This window comes from Shewanella sp. YLB-07 (assembly GCF_009377275.1).
This window is the reverse complement of record NZ_VOQB01000001.1, coordinates 452,991-475,109: the sequence shown is the minus strand read 5'-3', so window position 1 is coordinate 475,109 and position 22,119 is coordinate 452,991. Positions and strand designations below refer to the sequence as shown.

The window sequence follows — 22,119 nt, the reverse complement described above, 5'->3', positions numbered from 1 at the left end:
GTATTTTATCCTCTCGCTAAAAGCTGACTGCGAGTATTAAACAGCGGCAGAGTCGCTGTTCATAAACTGAGTGATATGTCCGACGACTTCATCAGTGGCATCTTCAAGAATATAGTGACCGCAATCTGCAAATTCATGCACGCTCGCATGGGGCATCTCTACTTTCCACTGGGCCAGAAAATGCTTATCGAAAACGAAGTCTTTCAGGCCCCAGCAGATCATAGTCGGCACATTAGCAAACTTTGGCAGACTGGCGGCTATTTCAGAGACCAGCTCATAGTTTCTATCACCCTCTTTGAGGGGAATATCCTGTACAAACCTCAAGGTCGAGATCCGGTTAGCCCAGGAATTGAAAGGCGCCACATAGGCTTTACGTATCTCACTCGCCATAGGTTTACGCTTAACACCGACATAGGAGGCTATGGATGAAAACGCGTTGAAACCTCGGACCATGGCCGTGCCTAGTAAGGTGTTACGACAGATCCATAAGGGCCAGGGAAACGGCTTAGATTGAGGAAGATGAAACGCGCCGGTATTGAGAATAACCAGACGTTTTATCCGCTCAGGGTAGCGCGCAGCATAACCCATGCCTATCATCCCGCCCCAGTCGTGTACGACTAAGGTGATATTCTCTTTGACGTTTAAATGTTCGAGTAAGGCTTCGAGATCGTCGATACGATTCTTTAATGTGTAGTCGTAACCACTGTCATCCGGCTTATCAGACAGGCCACAGCCGATATGATCCGGCACGATACACTGGTGGTTACTGCTCAGAGCAGACACCACATTTCGATAATAGAAAGACCAGCTAGGGTTACCATGAACCATGACTACAGGCTCACCTTGGCCTTCATTTACGTACTGTAGCTTATGGCCGTTTCTGTCGAGATAATTTCGCTTGAAGGGAAACAGAGTGTCTAACATGACTCTTCCTAAATATTCTTTGCATCATCACGCCTCAAACTTGAGGCGCATAACGTGATTATGTGAGGTATGGAACTGAAACGCGCAAAGTTCGCACTAGTTGGCTGCAGCTCGTTACCACTTGATCCCAAGCATCATGCAGTTAAGTCCGCTGCCTATGCCAAGAAAACTCACCTGATCACCTTTCTTAAGGAAACCCTGATCGTGGGCCATTGCTGCCGTGACAGGCAGAGAAACCGTGCCCATATTGCCCAGTAGTTGGTAAGTAGGAAACTCTTTCTCTTGGGGAATAGCCAATGCATTGAGCACTTTCAGGCGATTTGATGACCCCACCTGATGGCAAATCACTTTATCGACCTGCTCCACCACCCAGTCACGCTGTTCGAGGAAATGGCTCCAGGTATGACGGGCAAGCTCTACTCCCTCTTTGAGTAGAGTCACACCATCGGTGCGCATAAACTCGCGGTAGAGATGTAAACCCGCTTCCTGAAGACCCCATTGACACAAGTTATGGTGTTCAGGTGCAGAAAGGTGGCTCGCACCTAAAAGCTGATGTTGACGCTCGGTACTCAATGGCAAGCTGCCATCGGTAAGCAAGACGGCTACCGCTCCCGAGCCACCAGTTAGGGTTGCCAGAGACTGGGCATAGTTCTGCATGGTTTGATCGGCCAACATATTGTCTATGGTGATATCGACAATATGGCGGGCTGATTCACAGGAGACCACTAAGCCGGCTTTAATTTGACCGAGTTCAATGCGGTTAGCGATATCTAAGATCCCAGAGAGCACACCCAGACAAGCATTACTAATGTCATAGATGGCGGTGTCTTTCGATACTCCAAGCTCGGCAGCGATACGGCACGCCGTAGCCGGCTCGTGTTGATCACGGCAAACGCCGGTATAAACCACAGCGCCTAAATCACTCACTTTCACGCCAGTTTCATCAATAGCCTTATGAGCCGCTGCCAGAGCACCGTCTGATAATCTATGGCCCTTTGGCCACCAGCGACGCTCGGTGATCCCAGTTAATGCGGCAAGTTGCCCCATTGGGATTCGAAACTTCTTATATAGAGGTGCCAAACGAGATTCTAATTCGGAAGTTGACACAACTTCAGGTGCCAGTTCATATGCCAGGCTATTGATAAATACTCGGGAATATTTCATGAAACAGTATTATTTCGCTCACAATATCGGCGCGACTTCAGCCAATAAGTATTATTATTTAGTATTAACCCATCATTTGAGCAAGAAAAGGCTAATGATTCAATAAAAAACCGTCATAGGTGCGATTTATTCACTAATAAACTGCATTTTTCATCAAAAAAATGCAGTGTAAAAGAAATAAATTCATATGACTTAGTATATCTTCACTATAAAAACATAGACTTAGTTCATCCTTTATCGGTTAAACATTCGTTTGCTGGTTTTTCCGCCAAAATCAGTGAATTCCTTGGGGTAATGGCCTCACTGCAGAACCTGGTGAGCTTTACCGAGTAACCTTGCTCTTCGAGAAAGCAGACTCTATCGAGCAGTAACCAATGTTCCAGAATGTCACGAAACAGATGGGCAACCAGATCGATTCGTCGAGTGAGTCTCTGTCTCTGAACGCCTAACTCAAGGTAAAAATCAACATCCAGAGCAACAGGTAATTCTACAGACTTTTTCCCGGCCGCCCAGTGACAGAATGCCTCAAAACCTTGGTTCAACTGACTCTGCTTTATTGATGGAATCGGGAGATATCGCCTGCTTCGGTTCACATCTCGCTGCAAGGAATCGAATCCCAAACGCCAAACGATCTCTCTGTGGCGATATTCGACCTGTTTCGCATTGGCAATGGTGCTGTGTTGCAGTGGCACTTGCAGATCATGTGGAGATAACATCAATTCACTATCTAGTACCACTTCAGACATCCCCTGATACTGCTCAGCTTGAATAAGATGATAACAACAGGGAGAAATAATAATAGATCGGGTGTTTGCCTGAGATGCCAGCCTTAACAGGCGCACATGGAGATCGCCACAGGCATGAAGTGCAACGGCCTGCTGATCCCTCTTTAGCTTGGACTGCTGAGGCGTAAATGCATCGGCGCAGATAAATTCTTGAGGCAGATCCCACTTACCGGCAAATTTTGCTCCTTCATCACACAGACTCTGCTGCCATTCCAGACTCACCACAGGACGAGAATGAGCCTTGGCGATGAGTCGACCAAGATGGCCCTTTCCGGCGCACCACTCCAGTACTTCGCTGCTATCTTGCTTGATTTGAGCCGCAAATGCCGTGATCTGTGACCATTTGCGCCCTTTTATTCCAGCGCTTAAATGGGAGACTTCCCTATCCGACAACTGCTGAACCGAGTGTTGCAATTGGCTTGTGTTCCCACCAGTTAACACGGGGTCCACTTGCAGGAGCAAGTCTAGTTGCCACGCCGACCCATTTCGCTTTAAATCTCGCAGTAGCGCTGGCAGCAGCTCAGTGTTGAGCTTAGCTTGACCCTTATCGAGTTCATCGATATCGACATCAGATATCGACCACACTTTTTCCGCCAAACCAGGGAACTGTTTCTCCCAAGGTAATTGGGTGCAGTCGAACGCCTTCACCTGCCATAGCGCACGGCTCTGAACTAATAATGTATCGAGTTGCTTGAGTCGATGGCGATGGGAGGTTGCTTGCAAGGTGTTGGCACTCATTTTTATAGGTGAAAAACAGGAACAAAATCAGTTCCTAGGCCCTAGGAACTGTCTCTTTACTAAATTTATTGGCTTTCTTGCTTTCCATGCGTTTACACAAGAAAACACCAAGACCCAACTGGCTGAAAGGCGAAGAAAACCACTAGCCTGTTCATTAGCAACCTGCTATCTATTAGCTTTTTACTGCTTTGCTACTCAATTAACTCTTCTTGCTTTCCATGCGTTTACCCAAGAAAACACCGAGACCCAATTAGGTGAGAGACGAAGAAAACCACTAGCCTGTTCTAGCTATGAATCTTCTAGCAATTAAGTTTTTATAACCTTACTACTCAGCTTACTCGTCTTCTTGCTTTCCATGCGTTTACCCAAGAAAACACCTAGACCAAGAGGAGCGAAGAAAACCACTAGCAAGAAGAGCACGAAATAGAGGATCAGACTCTTAAGAGTCTTGGTCAGCTCCTGAAACACTACCTCTACCGTGTGTTTGGAGATCTCATCCAGATTAGCCGCCGCGGCGACACGCTCTCTGGCTACCATCTCTTCCAAAGCCAGGCGCTCATTCTTCACCATTAACTCTAGTGCCTGACGTTCGACCGATAGTTGCTTAAGCTTGTCGTCGGTCGAATCGCTGAGCTGCTGCAGTAAGGGGCTCAGCTCACGTCGCATATCTACGGCTAAGCTTTGCATCATCTCAGGGCTCTGTGCCATCAGCTCCTGGAACCTTGCTGATGTCTCACTGATGCTCACAAGCGTTGCCTGGATTTCTTCGGCATTGATATTGGAATGCAGTGCATAGAGCTCGGCTTTCCAACCTAAAATTTTGGGCATCTGTTCAGAGATCATCGCCATACGGTCTGAGATATCACTCATCACTTCTGGCACTGAACCGAAGGTAGTCACGGCTTCAAATTCATTGATCTCTCTGAATGTTAACCAGTCATTGAATGCCGACTTGCGACTAAATGTGATATCAGTAAGGGGATTATCCAGCACGTACTGCTTGATAAATTCGCGGTTCTTGTTGAAGTCACTCTGGGAGACGAAACCTTTAACTGTTTTCTCAAACTGAGCTTCTAATGCCCTGCTGGTCTCAATAACCAGCGCTTGTTGCTCGCCAAACAGGGCTTTACCCGCGCCAGTGTCATAAAAGTCACTCATCTGCGCCGTAAATGCCCAGGTATCGACCATGGCTGCTACTGGTGAGGCCTGGAAAATAGTCCTCTGTAGTGCCTGTTCAGCATTTATCTTCCACATCAGAGCGTTAGATTTCAGATAGATATCTTGCTCGTCGTTAGATTCGATCGCTGAAATCTGGTCGGCAGTCTGTTCGACCTGACTGTAAAAAGTGCTGCTAAAATCACGACTAAATACCCGCATATTTAGCTGCTCTTGTGGCAGAGGCACCACACCACTTTCAAGTTTTACCTCTAACAGAGAACATGCCGTCGTAAGCAGACCCAGCACGACAAAAACACTTAAGCGTAGCAACGCTTTCATAAAGCCCCCAGTAACTTTCCACAATCCATTGAAAAGCTAAATAAATGAAAAAACAAATCGATAAAAAATTCAATCGAGTCTAACATTTGAGGTCTGCTTTACCTATAGCTTACAGTGCTATAGATCATTCATCAGCTCAATATACCCCACTCTGTTTTCATTGGGATTAAAATATTAACAAACTAATAAACATCAAGTTTACAATCAAACAACCATAGGCTTTAGCTAACTGAGGATTATTCTCACTCCCCCTTGAAAATCGTGACAAGGATCACTAAAATCTCGGTCAATGATTTTGGAATTACAATCTGAGCCGAAACCTATGATTCACTCGCCTTGCGTGGCCAAATGTGGTTTAAACGATGATGACATCTGTATGGGGTGTTACCGGACTATCGATGAGATTGTCGGCTGGAGTGCGGGTGACGATGGGTTTAAAACTCAAGTATGGGAGAAACTAGCCCTGCGTAAGACCGAACTAGCCAAAGGTGAGTTCAGCGAAAGTAACAGCATCAGTCGACAGAAATGGCTAGAAGCTGAGGCTCGGATAGCACTGAACGAGCGTTAATTGATATAAAAATCGATAAAAAGAGATATAGGCGATACTGGCACATATCTCTTAATCGTCTTGCCGGTAAACTACTTCTTCATCATGCCTTTAAGATCGGCGAAGGGATTATAGGTTGCCGATTCTACTTTTGTTTCAGTCGTCGCACCGTACTGAATCAACTCTTCAAATTTCGAATGTTCATTATCATGACAATAAAGACAGAGTAACTCCCAGTTTGAGCCATCCGATGGGTTGTTATCATGGTTGTGATCTCTATGATGCACGGTCAACTCTCGCAGATTTGAGTGAGTAAACTCACGAGTACAACGGCCACACACCCATGGATATAACTTCAGCGCCTGCTCACGATAGCCCGTTTCGCGCTTCGCTTTATAATCTCTGGCTTCAGCTAATACTTTATCTAGTTTACTTTGACCTTGACTTACCGACATATACTTTAATCCTGCTCACAGCTATCGAAACTGACTTCATCATTACCGGCACGATAGCAAAAAAATACCCTGTACCGATAATAACATCGCTACAGGGTAAATTTAACTGTTTAACCGACTTTCCACGAAAAGCCTATTGCTAAAAAGCTTATGCATCCCCACCCAGATATTCTGAACTTGAGATATGCAGGTAATAGTTATACTTCTCATACTGAGTCACTACATCGGCCAAGATCTGTTTCTGAGTGAACCCCATCACGTCATAGTGCTGGCCGCCATGCTCAAGGAAGACTTCGGCGCGATAGTAATCAGTCTCACCATCGTCGACTTCGCTGACTAACGGATTGGTAATGGTGAAGGCTCTGATACGCAGACCATAGACAAAATCGTTATGATCTTCACTAGGGATAACAAACCTGACTCGATTATCAAAATTGACAAACTTAGCCGGAATACCACGACGAACGAAGCTCTCACACACCTTAGTCAGCGCCGGCGTCGCCACCTGCTCGAGGAACTCCTGTACATCATCTTCACTGGGATGGGACACCAGGACATCGAGATGATCTTCCCAGTCCACATCGGTCTTACTGTACTGCACACTGGTATTATGTGACTGCACACTATTGATCTTGATCCAATCATCTCGCAGTGCCCTATAAAGACCTAGGCACATCAACAACATCACTAGCAAGAATGGCAGCGCACTGGCAATAGCCACAGTCTGCAAGGCCTGTAGACCACCTGCCAGCAAGAGCACTGAAGCAACCACACCCTGAAGTAGAGCCCAGAAGACACGCTGCCACACAGGAGCCTCTAAATCACCTCCCGAAGTCAGATTATCGATCACCAAGGAGCCTGAATCTGACGAGGTGACGAAGAAGGTGATCACTAAGCACAGGGCAATAGTCGACAACAGCGTCGAGAAAGGCATGTGTTCGAAGAAGACAAACAGGGCGACAGACACGTCCGATGAAACCGCTTCGGACAGATAAGTAGCGCCATGATTCATGATGGCATCTATAGCGGTATTACCAAAGACCGTCATCCATAAGAAGGTAAAAGCCGATGGCACAAATAACACGCCAATCAAGAACTCCCTAATGGTTCTGCCTCGGGAAACTCGTGCGATAAAGGTGCCGACAAAAGGTGACCAGGAGATCCACCAGCCCCAATAGAGCAAGGTCCAACCGCCTATCCAATCATTCTTCTGTTCATAAGCATATAAGTTAAATGTCTTACCCACTATATCACTCAGATAGGCACCGGTATTTTGCACAAAAGCCTGTAGTAATTCGACCGTTGGTCCAAAAATAAGCACAAAAATCAACAAAAGCACTGCCAGCCCCAAATTGAGCTCACTGAGTCGTTTAACCCCTTTATCCAAACCTGAGAATACAGACAGGGTAGCTATCAACGAAATCGCGATGATCAAGCCTACCTGCACCATAGCATTCACCGGCACACCGAGTAGATAGTTAAGACCCGAGTTAACCTGCAGTACGCCGAAGCCCAGAGAGGTAGCTACGCCAAACATGGTACCTAGCACGGCAAACGTATCAACCGCATGACCTATGGGTCCATAAATACGCTCACCAATCAAGGGGTAAAGGGCACTTCTCGGCAACAGAGGTAATTTATGACGATAAGAGAAATAAGACAGACTCAGGGCAACGACGGCATAGATGGCCCAAGCATGGATCCCCCAATGAAAGAAGGTTATCTTCATCGCATCTTTTGCCGCCTGAATCGTCTCAGGAGTAGCATCAGGTGGCGACATATAGTGCATCACAGGTTCGGCAACACCGAAAAACATCAGGCCTATGCCCATACCAGCAGAAAACAGCATGGCTATCCAGCTCTTATAGCTGTAATCGGGTTCAGCGTGATCTGGCCCAAGTTTGATATCACCGAAACGGCTAAACATGACAAAGATGATAAAAATAAGGAAAATGGCTACGCCTGAGATGTAAAGCCAACCAGCTTTAACCTGAAACCAAGTCTGAGCCGTTTTGAATACATCTTGGGCTTGTTCTGGCCACACAGAGCCGACGAACACCATCAAGATGATGAGAAATAACGATGGAAAAAAAACAGGTGGATTGATACTGGTCTTAATAGACATATAGCTCCCGCACGTTAACATGCGGCGGCACACAAGTAATGATGACGCCACTCGGATCCCGAAGCACGACACACTCACACCATGACGCATCAAATCCGACACAGGTTAAGTATATGCAGCAACCGGGAAGTTGCATTTTGTGGTAAAGCCCACTAAATCCTTCTGGCATACGATTAGGTATTTAAAAGCCTTTCATCCGCTTAATAGATAAAAATAGGAAATTTAGCGTAAAAGATGCTGAAACAAATCATATTGAATAACCCAGCCCAAGACTCTCACTAAAGTGAGTCCGGCTCACGCCAGCTCCTGAACACAAGATCCGAATCCAAATTGCAGACTCCAGGTGTTAGAGCGGGCTGCTGCCCAGCTATTAAATAGAATTTGCGTATCGATTTATCTACAGAGCTCGGTAATCATATCCTTGCTCTGTCAAAAAAACAGATACTCACAAAACTCGCTAATATAATAACCTACTATGCCGATCCAGTAATGTGCGGCTAGACAATTAAAACAAAAAAGCAGCGATAAGCTGCTTTTAATCAAGATTTACACCATTGTGGGCTCAAAATTTAGCCTAAAGACTCAGATCTTTTTCATCTCTTCATAAGATATGAGATTGCCGGACATCTTTTCTATTACCAGACTTTTCGCTTAGCCAAGTTATAAGTTCAGGTCTTTTTCCATCTCTTCATAAGATATGAGATTGCCGGGCATCTTTTCTATTACCAGACTTTTCGCTTAGCCAAGTTATAAGTTCAGGTCTTTTTCCATCTCTTCATAAGATATGAGATTGCCGGGCATCTTTTCTATTACCAGACTTTTCGCTTAGCCAAGTTATAAGTTCAGGTCTTTTTCCATCTCTTCATAAGAAACGTGGCGTACATCTTTTCCTTTAACATAATAGATGATGTATTCGCAGATATTCTGACAGCGATCGCCGACACGCTCCACCGCTCGTGTCGCCCAAAGCACATCAAACACCTCAGGTATTGAACGGGGATCTTCCATCATATAGGTCATAAGTTGGCGGATGGTACCTTCATACTCTTTATCTAGCTTAGCGTCTTCCTTATGTAGCGCGAAAGCTGCATCAGCATCCATGCGAGCCAAGGCATCTAGGGTGCCGTGAAGAAAGCGGGTCGCGTGGCGTCCCATGCTATCGAGACTCACCAGAAGAGGCTGTTGCTTTTTCAAACGTTTATCCAGAGCAACCTTGGCAATTTTCACACAAGCATCACCGATACGCTCTAAATCTGTGATGGTTTTAGAGATGGCCAGCACTAACCTTAAATCACTCGCCGCAGGTTGCCTTTTGGCGATGATACGGGCACATTCCTCATCGATCGCGACCTCCATACCATTAACCTTATGATCGCCTTCGATCACGCTCTGGGCGAGCTCAGCATCTAAGGTTGCAATAGCATCCAGAGCTTGCTCCAACTGACGCTCTACCAGGCCACCCATGGCCAAGACGCGGTTACGAATATCATCCAGCTCGGCGTTAAACTGACCCGAAATGTGTTTATTTAAATTCATATTATCCATCGGTGTTAACCCTTTTTCAGTATCTCATCCCCAGGGAGCTTAGCTCACTGGACTTGGATTGGTTGACTCACTCTAATTAGCCTTAATTACCCGTAACGGCCGGTGATGTAATCTTCCGTTTTACGTTTCTGCGGCGTGGTAAAAATGGTGTTGGTATCGGCGTACTCAACCAGCTCGCCCATGTACATAAATGCGGTTTGATCTGACACCCGAGCCGCCTGCTGCATGTTGTGGGTCACTATCACCACGGTATATTTTGATTTAAGCTCACTGATCAGCTCTTCAATGATCAGGGTCGAGATGGGATCCAGAGCCGATGTGGGTTCATCCAGTAGTAATACCTCAGGCTCGATAGCTATCGCGCGAGCAATCACCAGACGCTGTTGCTGACCACCTGAAAGGCCGAAGGCGTTATCATGAAGTCTGTCTTTCACTTCATCCCATATCGCGGCACCGCGAAGAGAGCGCTCGGCAGCGTCATCAAGATCGCGACGATTGTTTATCCCTTGGAGGCGCAATCCGTAGACCACATTCTCATAAATTGATTTAGGAAAAGGGTTAGGACGCTGGAATACCATGCCAACGTTACGACGCAAGGCGGCAACATCGATCTTCTTGTCATAGATATTTTGTCCGTGAAGCAGGATATCACCACTAATATGGCAGTTATCCACCAGATCATTCATCCGGTTAATACAACGCAGTAGAGTCGACTTACCACAACCACTAGGGCCGATGAATGCGGTAACTTGTTTCTCCGGTATCTTCATCGATACATCAAACAGGGCCTGTTTATCGCCATATTTCAGATCTAAGTTACGGATCTCCAGGGCTGTTTCTTCCTGGCTCAAGTTTTTCAGGTCCACTGATTTAGTACTCATCGCTGACTTATCTATCGAAATCATTTTATGTCCTATCACTTATAGATCTGCTACGCATCTCTATTTGAGTCACTGTGTGACAACTTTTTGGTTTATAACTGCAACTTAAAAGTATGATTCTGTTTCTCTATCATACTGGGTTTGCATTACTCCGCTAGCCAATATTAGTGCTCGAGTGAGCGATATTTCTCACGTAGATGGTTTCGAACCGCAATCGCCGTCAGGTTCAATGACACAATGACAGTAACCAGCAGGAACGAGGTGGCGTAAACCAGAGGTCTCGCGGCCTCTACGTTCGGACTTTGAAAGCCCACATCGTAAATATGAAAACCTAAGTGCATAAACTTTCGCTCCAGATGCACGAAGGGAAAGTTCATGTCTATGGGCAAGGTTGGCGCAAGCTTAACCACACCCACCAACATCAAGGGAGCCACTTCACCCGCGGCGCGCGCCACAGCCAGAATGAGTCCTGTCATGATCGCCGGGCTCGCCATAGGCAAGATAATGCGCCACAGAGTTTCCGCCTTGGTAGCCCCTAGTGCCAGGCTAGCTTGGCGTACCGAACTTGGGATACGGCTCAAGCCTTCCTCGGTCGACACGATAACCACAGGTAAGGTCAAGATAGCTAAGGTCAATGCAGACCAGAGTACACCCGGGGAGCCAAATGTCGGCGCCGGCAGCGCTTCGGGAAAAAAGAGCTGATCTATGCTGCCACCGAACATATAGACGAAGAAGCCTAATCCGAATACCCCGTAAACAATCGAGGGCACACCAGCCAGATTAATCACGGCGATGCGGATCATCTTAGTGACCGGGCCTTTCTTGGCATATTCATGCAGGTAAACCGCCGCAATCACCCCAAAAGGCGTCACGATCACAGCCATCAACATCACCATAAAGACAGTACCAAAAATAGCCGGAAATACTCCGCCCTCAGTGTTGGCTTCACGAGGATCGTCACTGACGAAACGCCCAACACCGACGAACCAATGGCCCAATTTATCCAGCGGGCCCAGACGATTGGAATAAGTCACATCCAAAATGCTGTCCAGCTTGAGGGTAACCTCCACGCCGCGCATGTCTTTGATAACGACCGAATCCCGACCCGCCTCTTTCCTGAGTCCGAAGAACTTTTTCTCTACAATCAGATATTGAGCCTGTAGGTCCGCCCGTTTCAGGGCTAAGTCGGCCTTAATCACTGGTGTTAGCTTACCATCGAGTTCATAACCACGTCCCTGCAGACGAAGCTTCTCAATGGCGTAGTTTATCGAACCAATCTCCCCCTTCTGAAGATCCACCGCCTTATCATTGAGCGCCACAGAACGATCTATGTGCGACTCGAACGAGGCTTCGACATTATCGAAGTCGAGTCGTTTACCATTTTCGATGACTGCAACAGGGTAGCCGTAAAAATCGCCATTTTTGCTGCGCTCGATGACCGCGATATCTTCGGGTCGACTGCGAGAGATGATATCAGTGGCTAGAATCCAACGAAAATCCAGGCCAACAAATTCACGGTTACCCGTTTTAACTAAGTAACGGGTAACCGTATCACCCGGCGCCTCTTCAAACACATGACCAGCCGAGATCAACTGCTCTGTGGGCACCTGCTCGGTGTCGTATATCTCCCCGATAAGCGTATATTGGGTCCCCTGTTGATCTTGCATCTCCCATTGATAGATCTCAGCAGGCCAAAAGTAACTCAAGCCCCGCCATGCAATCATCAAGAGTAGACCCAATACTGCAATCAAACTGATGCTGACCGCACCACCTGTCATCCAGATCCAGGGAGAACCAGACTTAAACCAATTACCCATGACACTGACTCCCTACATCTAGTGCTGAACATACCGCATCATCTGTCATATCACAGTCCCAGGGAGAACCTGACTTAAACCAATTACCCATGTGAGTTTCTCCATACATCTAGTGCTGAACATACCGCACCACCTGCCATATCACAGCCCCAAGGAGAACCAGACTTAAACCAATTACCCATGACACTGACTCCCAAGAAGTAGATCAAACTTAGCAACAAGCACCATGTCATTCATTCCCAAAGCCCAAGGAGAAACAGATTTAAACCAATTACCCATGAGAGTGTCTCCATAAGTTCAACTGTAAAACCCATATATTCATGTTCATATATATATTCATCATTTCTTTGCTACTAAAATGAGCGATTAAAGTGAGCTATAGCGTTCACGTAGACGCTGTCTCACCACTTCGGCAATAGTGTTGAAAATAAAGGTGAAAATAAACAGTACAAAAGCCGCCAGGAAGAGTACCCGATAGTGAGAACTGCCTATGGCCGACTCAGGTACTTCGACGGCAATATTCGCCGCCAGGGTGCGCATGCCCTGAAACACACTCCACTCCATGATAGCCGTGTTACCTGTCGCCATGAGTACGATCATGGTTTCACCAACCGCGCGTCCAACTCCCATCATAATGGCGGAGAAGATGCCCGGACTTGCAGTAAGCAATACCACTCGAGTGAGAGTCTGCCAGGTGGTCGCACCCAGCGCCAAACTGCCATTGGAAAGATGACGAGGCACAGAGAACACCGCATCTTCGGCTATCGAGAAGATAGTTGGTATGACTGCAAATCCCATGGCGATACCCACAACCAGCGCATTACGCTGATCGAAGGTGATACCGAGTTCATTGGTGATAAATAATCTTGAATCACCATCAAAGAAGGCGATTTCCAATGCTGGACTGATAGCGAAAGAGAACCAGCCGACGAATAAAATCACCGGAATCAACATCAACTCCTGATAGGCTTCAGGCAAGTACTCTTTAGCCTTACCTGGCAAGTTATGCCAGATGAAAGCACTGGTTAGTATCGAGAGCGGCAAGAGAGTGAGTAAGACTAAGATCCCCGGCAAGTGGTCCTCTATCAAGGGCGCCAGCCATAAACCGGCAAGGAAACCGAGTATTACCGTAGGCAAGGCTTCCATGATCTCGATGGTTGGCTTGACGATGGAGCGTACTTTAGGCGTCATAAAATAGGCGGTATAGATGGCACCGGCAATCGCCAAAGGAGTGGCAAACATCATGGCATAGAAAGCGGCTTTCATGGTACCAAACGCCAATGGCATCAGGCTCAACTTAGCTTCAAAATCATCGGATCCCGAAGTCGACTGCCACACATATTTTGGCTCAGGATAACTTTCATACCACACCTTGCTCCACATGGCGCTCCATGACACTTCAGGGTGAGTATTTGAAACACTGAACATATGTAACTTGTTGTCAGCTTCGACCACTAAGGCGTTAGAGCGTGGGCTGAAGCCCAGGGTGCCGGGATTCTTTAAGTTAAAATCTTTGGAAAATAGTTTTCTTTGGCTCGTGGTATAAAGCAACGACAACTGGCCATTATCGCTGATAGTGACAAAGCTCTTTCGATAAAATTCAGAGGCAACACTCTTAATGCCGCCATGATTTCTAAATTCGCGTATCTCTTGATACTGACGCCCTTGCTTACCATTCACCTGAAAATACTGTTGTACCAAACCTGAATCGTAACTCACCAACAGAGAGCTTGCCCCTGCTAGCAGGCTAACATTTGTGACGTTGACACCAGTACGCCCCAACTCTAATACTTGACTCAGGGAGACAGCTTCGGCATCTCGAATATCATAGACGAAGAGTTTATTGTCTGATCTGAGCAGGAGTTGACGCTGATTAGGAGTCATCAATTGTTGCTGAACACGTACCGGAGCATCGTCGATGATGCCGTTATAAGCAGACCATTCGACCTCTTCGGTCATCATGTTCTCTTCACCCTCCTGACGTGACAGACGCCAAATATTATCATCTCCCTGATAAGCAAAGGTCATCTTATCGCTACTGTAATCGAATGCGAGATTGTTTATCGATTGCCCCTGTTCATCGACAGTCATAGGCGTCTTGCCGTTAGGGAATCTCAAATTAGGTGTGATGAGTCGCTTATTGTCTGGATAAGTCACACCAAACTCGATACCTGCAATGATCACCTGACCATTATCGAGTCCGAAAGCAAACCTCTGCTCACTTGGCACCGAGGCTGAACTACTGACAACTTGACTACCCTCGGGAAATTCCAGCTGTTCAGTTTCAATTAATTTTGATGAGCTAACATCATAAAAATCGACTCGACCAGTTTGAGAGACACGGTACATGATCTCATTTTGTTCATCGCTTCCAACCATCAGGGCCGGAACTGAATCCTGGAGGTCCACGCTCGATACTGGTGACACTTCGGCATCATCGAAGATAGGCTTGATAACATAGAGCAGATAAAAGAAAATTAACAACAGAGCGATAAATACCATAGCTCCGCCGATAGTCACCCCAATTTGAGTCAACTTATCCTTAATTGCCCTGCTGCTTGAGCCTCTCCCCATCAGTAGGTTATGAGCCTTAGAATCAGGTTGTTTTACCTGAGTTTCCATTAGAACCTCGTTTATTAAATAGCCAGTAGACTTTTCACTGGGATTGTTTCAACTGCTATGCTAACAATAGCTTAGAAACATTCTCATTATTCTGATGTGTGGCATTATATGACGTAAAGATGACACTAGTGTTACAGTGCCTAATCAAGGATGAAAACAATTAAAGACAGGAGAAATATCAATATGTTACGTTATTTAGTTACACTGCAGGTTGCAGATAAAAAAGGACTAGTTGAACAGATAGCCCACGCGGTGAGTCGCCATGGCGGTAATTGGCTGGATTCTGAACTACGTCATATCGATGGTATCTTCGCCGCCATACTCCTGTTAGAGGTGCCTTCGTCCAACTGGGACATCTTAATCGAAAGCCTGGAATGTATCGAAGGCTTGAGCCTGACCTATGCCAAGACCAGCAAACAGCCCAATAAACTACAACATCTTAGCTTCTCACTCGTCGCCTATGACAGACCCGGTCTGGTACACGAGATCTCCAACAAAATAAGCGCCCAGGGTATCAATATCGAACACTTCAGCAGTCGTTATGAGACAGCCTGCCACACTGGCATCGCCTTATTCAGAGCAAACTTCGATCTCGGCATGAAAAACCCCGAGCAAGAGGAACAACTATGTGAAGCACTTTATGCATTAGGTGATGATGTGGTACTCGATAAGATAAGCCGCTAAAGCAGACTTGACCCAATAGCTATCCGACCCAAGAAAAAATAGACTCAGTCTCTACATCGAGGAGAACCTTTCTCTTCGATGACTTTATCTTCGATTACTCCCCTGCTCACTTAGCCTTCAGAATGCTTCTTTACATAATCACTTCGCAATCGGTTAAATCAATCAAGAATCAAACCAACAATCTGATATGATGAGAAACATAAGATCGTTAATGTCATGCTCAAAATTATAGGGAACGATAGAGTTTCCAATGATAGGAAAAAATATGTTAGGAACCATCAAGAAGATGCGCGCCACACTGGATGATAACCAGCAGGTGCAGTATCAGTTGCCTATAGGCGATGATTTATTAGACATGAATCCGCTAATCGGCACCAGTGTCACCCTCACACATACAGGCAAAATATGTTGCAGTAACTGTGGTAAGCGCACCAAGAAGAGCTATTCTCAGGGCCATTGTTTCGTCTGTATGAGAAAGCTGGCCAGCTGCGACATGTGTATCATGAAGCCCGAAACATGTCATTTCGCCGAGGGGACATGCCGCGAGCCTGAATGGGGAGAGGCTAACTGTTTCGTGCCCCATTACGTTTACCTGTCAAATACCTCAGGACTCAAAGTTGGCATCACACGTCACACCCAACTCCCGACCCGATGGATTGATCAGGGTGCCACCCAAGGTTTAGCTATCTTGAAGGTGTCGACCAGACAGATCTCTGGACTCGTCGAAGTCGAACTAGCCAAGATGATCGCCGATAAGACCAATTGGCGCACCATGTTAAAGGGCAATGCACAAGACATAGATCTAAAAGCGAAAGCCGCAGAATTACTGCCGGAAGTCGAAAACAAGATCCATGAAATATGCATGGCACATGGCGACTACGCCATTGAGAAGCTCGATGAAGAGATACAGAGTATCCACTTCCCCGTCACCGAGTTTCCAACCAAAATAAGTTCGCATAACTTCGACAAAGAGCCTGTGGTCAGCGGCATATTGCTCGGCATAAAAGGTCAGTATTTAATCTTCGATACTGGTGTGATCAATCTACGCAAGTTCACCTCCTATGAGATTAGCGTCGGCTAAGCTGAGTCAATAAGCAGTTTAAATAAAAAAGCTCATGAAAATCATGAGCTTTTTGTTTAGCGATTAAGATGGATTATTCCTAATAAATATTAGTGTTTATGATCTAAAATAGTCACTTTATCCCCTTGCTCAGCCAGATAAAACACCACGATTTTGGCCGGCTCTGAACTGATGTTTTTTCCATAATGAGAGGTATTAACCAGTTCGATAAGCGTGTCTCCAGCTTTCAGGTTTTTCTTTTTACCGTCGCGGGTGTACACCATCAATTCACCACTTAGGAGTATGCCGGCATTAATCACCGGATGCTGATGCCAGGGCAGTTCCTCACCAGGGGCTATGACAATCTCTTTGATCGTCACTTCAGGCTGGGTCAATGAGTATGCAGGCAGTTTATTCCCGTCCCATGACTCGGTAGATTTGATCAGATCCTTAGAGGTGGCGGCACCAGCGGTCAATGATGCGAACATCAGAGTGGCAGATAAAAGCTTTAACATGAACATATCCTTACTATCAATAAATTTATCCAATCAGATCTGAGCGTTTTCATCGGTCATCATACATAAAAATGTGATCAGAGGCACAAAACCACGTCAAATCAAATACAAGCTGCAACATGGGTGAATTAAATGTAAATAACCTTTCAATGATACCGATAACGATTATCATTCGCGGCACTTTTGTTACATTCAGGACCACACATGTCATTCTCACTTAGCAAAACGGCCATTGCCACGCGATGCGCACTGCTTTGCCTCGCACTTCCCTCACTCTCCGCCTTAGCCGATGATAACGCCCGCTCCATGGAACGTATGATTATCACAGGAAGCCGCAGTGTCGAGCGCATCGATGAAGTGCCATCTTCGGTCACCCTGATCGACAACAAGATGCTTAAGCAAGATATGTTGGTCAGCTCAGAATTGCAGAACATACTGGCGTTCCGCGTACCGGGAATGGCGCCAAGCTCAGGCACCTCCAGTAACTCGGGGCAAACATTACGTGGTCGAAAAGCGCTCGTCATGATAGATGGAGTGCCACAGTCGACGCCACTAAGAAATGGTCAGTTAGGCATTCGTTCCATCGATGCCGGAGCCATAGAACGCATCGAAGTGATCAAGGGCGCGACCTCAATTTATGGTAATGGCGCATCGGGCGGTATCATTAACTACATCACTAAGAAGGCCAGTAGTGACGATAAAGCCAGAGTCCAGCTAGGCGCATCGAGCAAGTTCAGCGCAGTAAAGTTCGAAGATACTCCAGGTTATCGCTTCGATGCATCGATAGACGGTACTGTCGATAAATTCAGTTATGTATTGAGTGGTGCAATAGAAGAGACAGGTTTACAGCGCGACTCGGAAGGCGATGTGATCGGCCTTAAATACGGATTGTCTGAGAGTAAATCGAAAAACTTATTCACTAAACTCGGCTATGCTTTCGACGAAGAGAAGTATCTTCAGCTGACCTATAACTATTACGATGCTCAACAGGAAGCAGATTATGTTGATGTGGTCGGTAGCGTCAATAGTGGCGTTAAGACCTATGCCATCAAAAACACCTCGGGTGATGCAAAACTGGGGGTACCTCAAGGTCCCCGCGGTAACCACAACCTGATGCTAAAATATGTTGATGAAGAAATATTTTCCAATACTCAGCTAACAGTCGATGGCTATGCCCAAGTTATCGAAAACATGTTCTTCTATTCGCCAACTCTGTCGAACCCCAGTGAAGGTTATGCCGGCGGCCAGTCGCTGATTAAGTCCGATAAGAAAGGGTTACGAGTCAACTTCAATACACAAGTTGATTGGGATGATATCGAGGTCAGCTTCATCTATGGCCTGGATGCCCTCAACGATGTTAGCTCTCAACCCTTGGATGACGGCCGGATCTGGGTGCCAGAGATGGACATGACCAACTTGGCCGCCTACCTACAGACCAAGATAGTGATAGACGGAGACTGGATTGTTAAAGCCGGTATTCGTCAAGACAGTGTCGATCTCAGCGTCGATGACTACCAGACACTGAAAGTGTGCAAAGGTGCCGATACCTGCTCAGTCCCTATGGACGTTAAAGGGGGGGATATCGATTATGACACCACCACCTTCAATGTCGGTATCAGATACAATATGAATGAGTATTTCAGCCCATTTATGAGCTTCTCTCAAGGCTCCGACATCTCAGATCTTGGCCGATTATTGCGTACCGCTACCGTCGATGATATCTCGCTTATTCGTACCGAGGCCTCAATCGTCGATAACTATGAACTAGGTTTGTCGGGGCAATTTGCGAACTTGACCTATGAAGTTGCCGCCTATCGCAGCAATTCAGACCTAGGTACCGGCAGTAAATATATAGTGGAAACTGGCGTCTATATGCCAGTTCGCGAGCCACAGAAAATTTGGGGCTATGAAGCTCAGCTTAACTATCAGATACAAGACAACTTAAGCACCAGCGTCAGTTACAGCTGGGTAGAAGGTAAAAATACCGATAAAGATACTTATCTCGACGGTAAAACCATCTCGGCACCTAAGTTCACCGCGACACTCGACTGGCAGCCAATAGAGAAAGCCAGAATCGGCCTAAACTATCTTTATGTTGGTGATCGTAAACGCTTCGAGCCAGTCGATGGTAAGTACGTCGGCACACAAGGGCCTGTTAGCAGCTATAACATAGTGAATTTGAGTAGCAGTTATCAAATTGACAACTGGCAGTTGTCTCTGGGAATCGAAAACCTGCTTAATGCAGACTATTACTCGGCTCGCTCCCAAGCATATACCTATTCAGGTTATAACACCAAGGGATTAGGCACTACAATAAACCTTGGAGTGAAAACCAGCTTCTAATTTAACCCATGATTATTGATGAAGGGCGAGCATTAGCTTGCCCTTCTTTTTAGCCATTTTGACTAAGATATTAATAAAAACCACGAAGAGATGACCTCCTCCAGTTACAGCATAATACCCTTTTCACCCCGCTTCTCAATAACAAATCTAGTCATAAATATGGCTAAACACTAAAATTGCAGATACACATAAGCTAACGGTCCAAAAAATATTTTCATTAGCTGCCGCTAAAGCTCCCACTGTCTTAAACAGGTCCGACATCTCATGCCGCCACTCAGCTTACTCACCAACCGCACGTTTTAAACACGCCCACAGCTCTTGTCCTACCTGAATTTTAATAGAAAACATAGCTTGATCCCCCCCGTTTATTAAGATAACAATAATGACAAGCGTTCACTTTTTATACAGAGCGCTAACAATAAAATACTTATTCAACAAGACAAATTAACCAGCCCCTGGGGAATAACATGAACAGATGGACCTACACACTGACAATTTTGCTCTTGAGCTTATCAAGTTCATTCAATGCGACGGCCAGCACGTCAACATCGGCAACACAATATCCCATAGTTCTGGTTCACGGCTTATTTGGTTTCGATGATATCTGGGGTATAGATTACTTCTACCGGATACCACAAGCACTACAGCGACAAGGCGCACAGGTATTTGTCGCAAATGTTTCACCGGCGAATTCAAGCGAGGTGCGAGGGGAGCAATTACGCAGTTACGTCCAAGCCGTTCTTGCACAAACTGGCGCCGATAAAGTCAACCTGATAGGTCACAGTCACGGCAGCCCAACCATACGTTACGTCGCCAGTGTCAGCCCTGAAATGGTGGCATCGGTGACCTCTATCGGCGGCGTAAATTGGGGCAGCAATGTTGCCGACTTCGCTCGCAGTGCAATACCAGTCGACTCGGCAATAGAATGGCTTGCTCAGCAAGGTTTTAATACCTTAGCCTCGATCATTGCCGGGATCTCCGGCAATAGCGGTCTGCCGACTGACACTATAGCAGCGATGGAATCACTCACTACGGCCGGCTCTGTCGCATTTAATCAGCGCTATCCAGAAGGCATACCAGCCCAATACTGTGGCCAAGGTTCAGCACTCGCCGACAACGGTGTGTACTACTTCTCCTGGTCGGGTTCCGGTCAACTCACCCACGTGTTCGATGTCAGCGATTACCCATTGAGTCTAACGGGTCTGCTATTTAATGAGCCCAACGATGGACTGGTATCAAGTTGTAGCTCGCACTTAGGCTTAGTCATCAAAGATAACTACAAGATGAATCACTTAGATGAAGTGAATCAGACTTTCGGTCTGGTTAGCTGGTTTGAAACCAATCCTGTCACTCTATACAGACAGCACCTAAGCCGCTTAGCCCAACTCGGACTCTAATCTATTTAATAGGATAGGTATAAACATGAACGACAGAACTAAGCCAAGCCAGAAATTCACTAAGCTTATCGGCATACTTGGGCTGATTTCGTTAATATTACTCAGCCTTGGTTTGGTTCTGTATCCGACTATCACTACAGAAAATCGAAGCTCGGCAGCCAAGTTAACCAGTAAAACACCAGAACAAGAGCCATCACTTAGGTTACAGATTGAAGATGCTCAACCCTCACAGTCACCTAAAGTGATCTGGCAGCCATTAAAAATGGAGCTGGCACTAAGATGGAAGTTCGATGACATCATCTTAGAATACCAACAAAATCAAACGCCCTTAGAATCTCAGCTAATCCAGCTGGCTCATACTCTAGCGCTAGACTCGACTGAACTAGCCTACCTTTTGGCCTTATTCGGACGTTATCGTGACTATCAATTGGCTCTTATTGAGATAAAAAATCTCAGTCCCAGCATAGATGAAGATATGCAGATGAGCCAAAGCCTTGCGTTTATCGAGCAGGCTCACGATAGCCAATTTCAATTTTTCAGTGAGCAGGAGATCCAAGCCTTCTTCGCACAGGACAATGCTTACGACCAACAGGCGATAGCCAGAGCGGCCATCAGACAAGATAACTCCCTGACCCCAGCACAAAAGCAGCAATTACTGGCACATCAGATAAGTCAGTTAGATGAGTCAGAGCAACAAGCGTTGCTTCCCAGCTTTCAAGCCGAAAAAATTGCCGCTATGCTCGATAACAGGCAAGTTCAACCACCGGAGATGACACCGGAAATCTCAGCCAGAGTAGAGAAAGTAAGAATAGCGCAAGATGAGTGGAAAACGCGGGTAAGAGGCTATCAAGAGTTTCAGCTGACGATAAAGGAAGAGTATGCGGATACAGAGGAGTACGAGCTAAAAATTGCAATATATATTAAGCAGAATTTCACCTCGACAGAGGTAAAGCGATTGCAGGTTTTTTTAACAAATCCCAGTCTATATGATGCCAGCTAAAGCCCCAAATAGAACAAGCC

The 22,119-nt window shown here is 46.2% G+C and carries 17 protein-coding genes; 6 read left to right on the top strand and 11 right to left on the bottom strand.

From position 1 onward, the window contains the following. Positions 1–36: 36 nt before the first annotated feature. The 4 genes from FS373_RS01910 to FS373_RS01895 form a co-directional block, all read right to left on the bottom strand. Positions 37–924: an alpha/beta fold hydrolase gene (locus FS373_RS01910; RefSeq protein ID WP_144047348.1), complete on the bottom strand. Its 888-nt coding sequence runs from the start codon at positions 922–924 to the stop codon at positions 37–39. A 114-nt stretch (positions 925–1,038) separates the two neighbouring features. Then, complete coding sequence (locus FS373_RS01905) at positions 1,039–2,088, bottom strand: 3-oxoacyl-ACP synthase III (RefSeq protein ID WP_144047349.1); 1,050 nt, start codon at positions 2,086–2,088, stop codon at positions 1,039–1,041. Positions 2,089–2,315: 227 nt separating this feature from the next. Beyond that, positions 2,316–3,611, bottom strand: coding sequence for a methyltransferase (locus FS373_RS01900; RefSeq protein ID WP_152828934.1), 1,296 nt, complete (start codon positions 3,609–3,611; stop codon positions 2,316–2,318). Positions 3,612–3,917: 306 nt separating this feature from the next. After that, positions 3,918–5,108: a chemotaxis protein gene (locus FS373_RS01895; RefSeq protein ID WP_144047351.1), complete on the bottom strand. Its 1,191-nt coding sequence runs from the start codon at positions 5,106–5,108 to the stop codon at positions 3,918–3,920. 322 nt (positions 5,109–5,430) lie between these two features. Between FS373_RS01895 and FS373_RS01890 the strand changes: the two genes are divergently transcribed. Further along, complete coding sequence (locus FS373_RS01890; RefSeq protein WP_152828933.1) at positions 5,431–5,676, top strand: DUF1289 domain-containing protein; 246 nt, start codon at positions 5,431–5,433, stop codon at positions 5,674–5,676. A 71-nt stretch (positions 5,677–5,747) separates the two neighbouring features. On the opposite strand, the gene FS373_RS01885 is transcribed toward FS373_RS01890, so the two are convergent. The 6 genes from FS373_RS01885 to FS373_RS01860 all read right to left on the bottom strand — a co-directional run bounded on the left by FS373_RS01885 (position 5,748) and on the right by FS373_RS01860 (position 15,100). Continuing rightward, positions 5,748–6,110, bottom strand: a complete 363-nt coding sequence (locus FS373_RS01885) for a YajD family HNH nuclease (RefSeq protein WP_144047353.1) — start codon at positions 6,108–6,110, stop codon at positions 5,748–5,750. A gap of 148 nt (positions 6,111–6,258) precedes the next feature. Next, positions 6,259–8,235 carry a BCCT family transporter gene (locus tag FS373_RS01880; protein ID WP_144047354.1) on the bottom strand — a complete coding sequence of 659 codons (1,977 nt, stop codon included), beginning with the start codon at positions 8,233–8,235 and terminating at the stop codon, positions 6,259–6,261. Positions 8,236–9,069: 834 nt separating this feature from the next. After that, positions 9,070–9,780, bottom strand: coding sequence for a phosphate signaling complex protein PhoU (gene phoU, locus FS373_RS01875; protein ID WP_144047355.1), 711 nt, complete (start codon positions 9,778–9,780; stop codon positions 9,070–9,072). An 86-nt stretch (positions 9,781–9,866) separates the two neighbouring features. Continuing rightward, complete coding sequence (gene pstB / locus FS373_RS01870; protein WP_144047356.1) at positions 9,867–10,685, bottom strand: phosphate ABC transporter ATP-binding protein PstB; 819 nt, start codon at positions 10,683–10,685, stop codon at positions 9,867–9,869. A 140-nt stretch (positions 10,686–10,825) separates the two neighbouring features. Beyond that, positions 10,826–12,478, bottom strand: a complete 1,653-nt coding sequence (gene pstA, locus FS373_RS01865) for a phosphate ABC transporter permease PstA (RefSeq protein ID WP_144047357.1) — start codon at positions 12,476–12,478, stop codon at positions 10,826–10,828. 366 nt (positions 12,479–12,844) lie between these two features. Next, a complete protein-coding gene (locus tag FS373_RS01860) occupies positions 12,845–15,100 on the bottom strand; it encodes an ABC transporter permease subunit (RefSeq protein WP_152828932.1) in 2,256 nt (751 codons plus the stop codon). 183 nt (positions 15,101–15,283) lie between these two features. Between FS373_RS01860 and FS373_RS01855 the strand changes: the two genes are divergently transcribed. Next, complete coding sequence (locus FS373_RS01855; RefSeq protein ID WP_152828931.1) at positions 15,284–15,784, top strand: glycine cleavage system protein R; 501 nt, start codon at positions 15,284–15,286, stop codon at positions 15,782–15,784. Positions 15,785–16,049: 265 nt separating this feature from the next. Further along, the gene (locus FS373_RS01850; RefSeq protein WP_152828930.1) at positions 16,050–16,865 is read left to right on the top strand and encodes a DUF2797 domain-containing protein; all 816 of its coding nucleotides are present in this window, start codon (positions 16,050–16,052) and stop codon (positions 16,863–16,865) included. Between the two features lie 89 nt (positions 16,866–16,954). Here the strand turns inward: FS373_RS01850 and FS373_RS01845 are convergent, their stop codons facing one another. After that, the gene (locus tag FS373_RS01845; RefSeq protein WP_152828929.1) at positions 16,955–17,359 is read right to left on the bottom strand and encodes a cupin domain-containing protein; all 405 of its coding nucleotides are present in this window, start codon (positions 17,357–17,359) and stop codon (positions 16,955–16,957) included. A 204-nt stretch (positions 17,360–17,563) separates the two neighbouring features. On the opposite strand from FS373_RS01845, the gene FS373_RS01840 reads away from it, so the two are divergent. From FS373_RS01840 to FS373_RS01830, 3 genes are all read left to right on the top strand, one after another. Continuing rightward, positions 17,564–19,702, top strand: a complete 2,139-nt coding sequence (locus tag FS373_RS01840) for a TonB-dependent receptor (protein WP_152828928.1) — start codon at positions 17,564–17,566, stop codon at positions 19,700–19,702. A 467-nt stretch (positions 19,703–20,169) separates the two neighbouring features. Next, positions 20,170–21,099, top strand: coding sequence for an esterase/lipase family protein (locus FS373_RS01835; RefSeq protein WP_152828927.1), 930 nt, complete (start codon positions 20,170–20,172; stop codon positions 21,097–21,099). 25 nt (positions 21,100–21,124) lie between these two features. After that, positions 21,125–22,099 (top strand): lipase chaperone family protein, encoded by a 975-nt coding sequence (locus FS373_RS01830; protein WP_152828926.1) that lies wholly within the window; start codon positions 21,125–21,127, stop codon positions 22,097–22,099. Positions 22,100–22,119: the final 20 nt, after the last annotated feature.

Bases quoted from the DNA above. Each gene is read 5' to 3' on its own strand.
- FS373_RS01910 (WP_144047348.1), bottom strand. From the start codon at position 924: ATGTTAGACACTCTGTTTCCCTTCAAGCGAAATTATCTCGACAGAAAC.
- FS373_RS01905 (WP_144047349.1), bottom strand. From the start codon at position 2,088: ATGAAATATTCCCGAGTATTTATCAATAGCCTGGCATATGAACTGGCA.
- FS373_RS01900 (WP_152828934.1), bottom strand. From the start codon at position 3,611: ATGAGTGCCAACACCTTGCAAGCAACCTCCCATCGCCATCGACTCAAG.
- FS373_RS01895 (WP_144047351.1), bottom strand. From the start codon at position 5,108: ATGAAAGCGTTGCTACGCTTAAGTGTTTTTGTCGTGCTGGGTCTGCTT.
- FS373_RS01890 (WP_152828933.1), top strand. From the start codon at position 5,431: ATGATTCACTCGCCTTGCGTGGCCAAATGTGGTTTAAACGATGATGAC.
- FS373_RS01885 (WP_144047353.1), bottom strand. From the start codon at position 6,110: ATGTCGGTAAGTCAAGGTCAAAGTAAACTAGATAAAGTATTAGCTGAA.
- FS373_RS01880 (WP_144047354.1), bottom strand. From the start codon at position 8,235: ATGTCTATTAAGACCAGTATCAATCCACCTGTTTTTTTTCCATCGTTA.
- phoU (WP_144047355.1), bottom strand. From the start codon at position 9,780: ATGGATAATATGAATTTAAATAAACACATTTCGGGTCAGTTTAACGCC.
- pstB (WP_144047356.1), bottom strand. From the start codon at position 10,685: ATGATTTCGATAGATAAGTCAGCGATGAGTACTAAATCAGTGGACCTG.
- pstA (WP_144047357.1), bottom strand. From the start codon at position 12,478: ATGGGTAATTGGTTTAAGTCTGGTTCTCCCTGGATCTGGATGACAGGT.
- FS373_RS01860 (WP_152828932.1), bottom strand. From the start codon at position 15,100: ATGGAAACTCAGGTAAAACAACCTGATTCTAAGGCTCATAACCTACTG.
- FS373_RS01855 (WP_152828931.1), top strand. From the start codon at position 15,284: ATGTTACGTTATTTAGTTACACTGCAGGTTGCAGATAAAAAAGGACTA.
- FS373_RS01850 (WP_152828930.1), top strand. From the start codon at position 16,050: ATGTTAGGAACCATCAAGAAGATGCGCGCCACACTGGATGATAACCAG.
- FS373_RS01845 (WP_152828929.1), bottom strand. From the start codon at position 17,359: ATGTTAAAGCTTTTATCTGCCACTCTGATGTTCGCATCATTGACCGCT.
- FS373_RS01840 (WP_152828928.1), top strand. From the start codon at position 17,564: ATGTCATTCTCACTTAGCAAAACGGCCATTGCCACGCGATGCGCACTG.
- FS373_RS01835 (WP_152828927.1), top strand. From the start codon at position 20,170: ATGAACAGATGGACCTACACACTGACAATTTTGCTCTTGAGCTTATCA.
- FS373_RS01830 (WP_152828926.1), top strand. From the start codon at position 21,125: ATGAACGACAGAACTAAGCCAAGCCAGAAATTCACTAAGCTTATCGGC.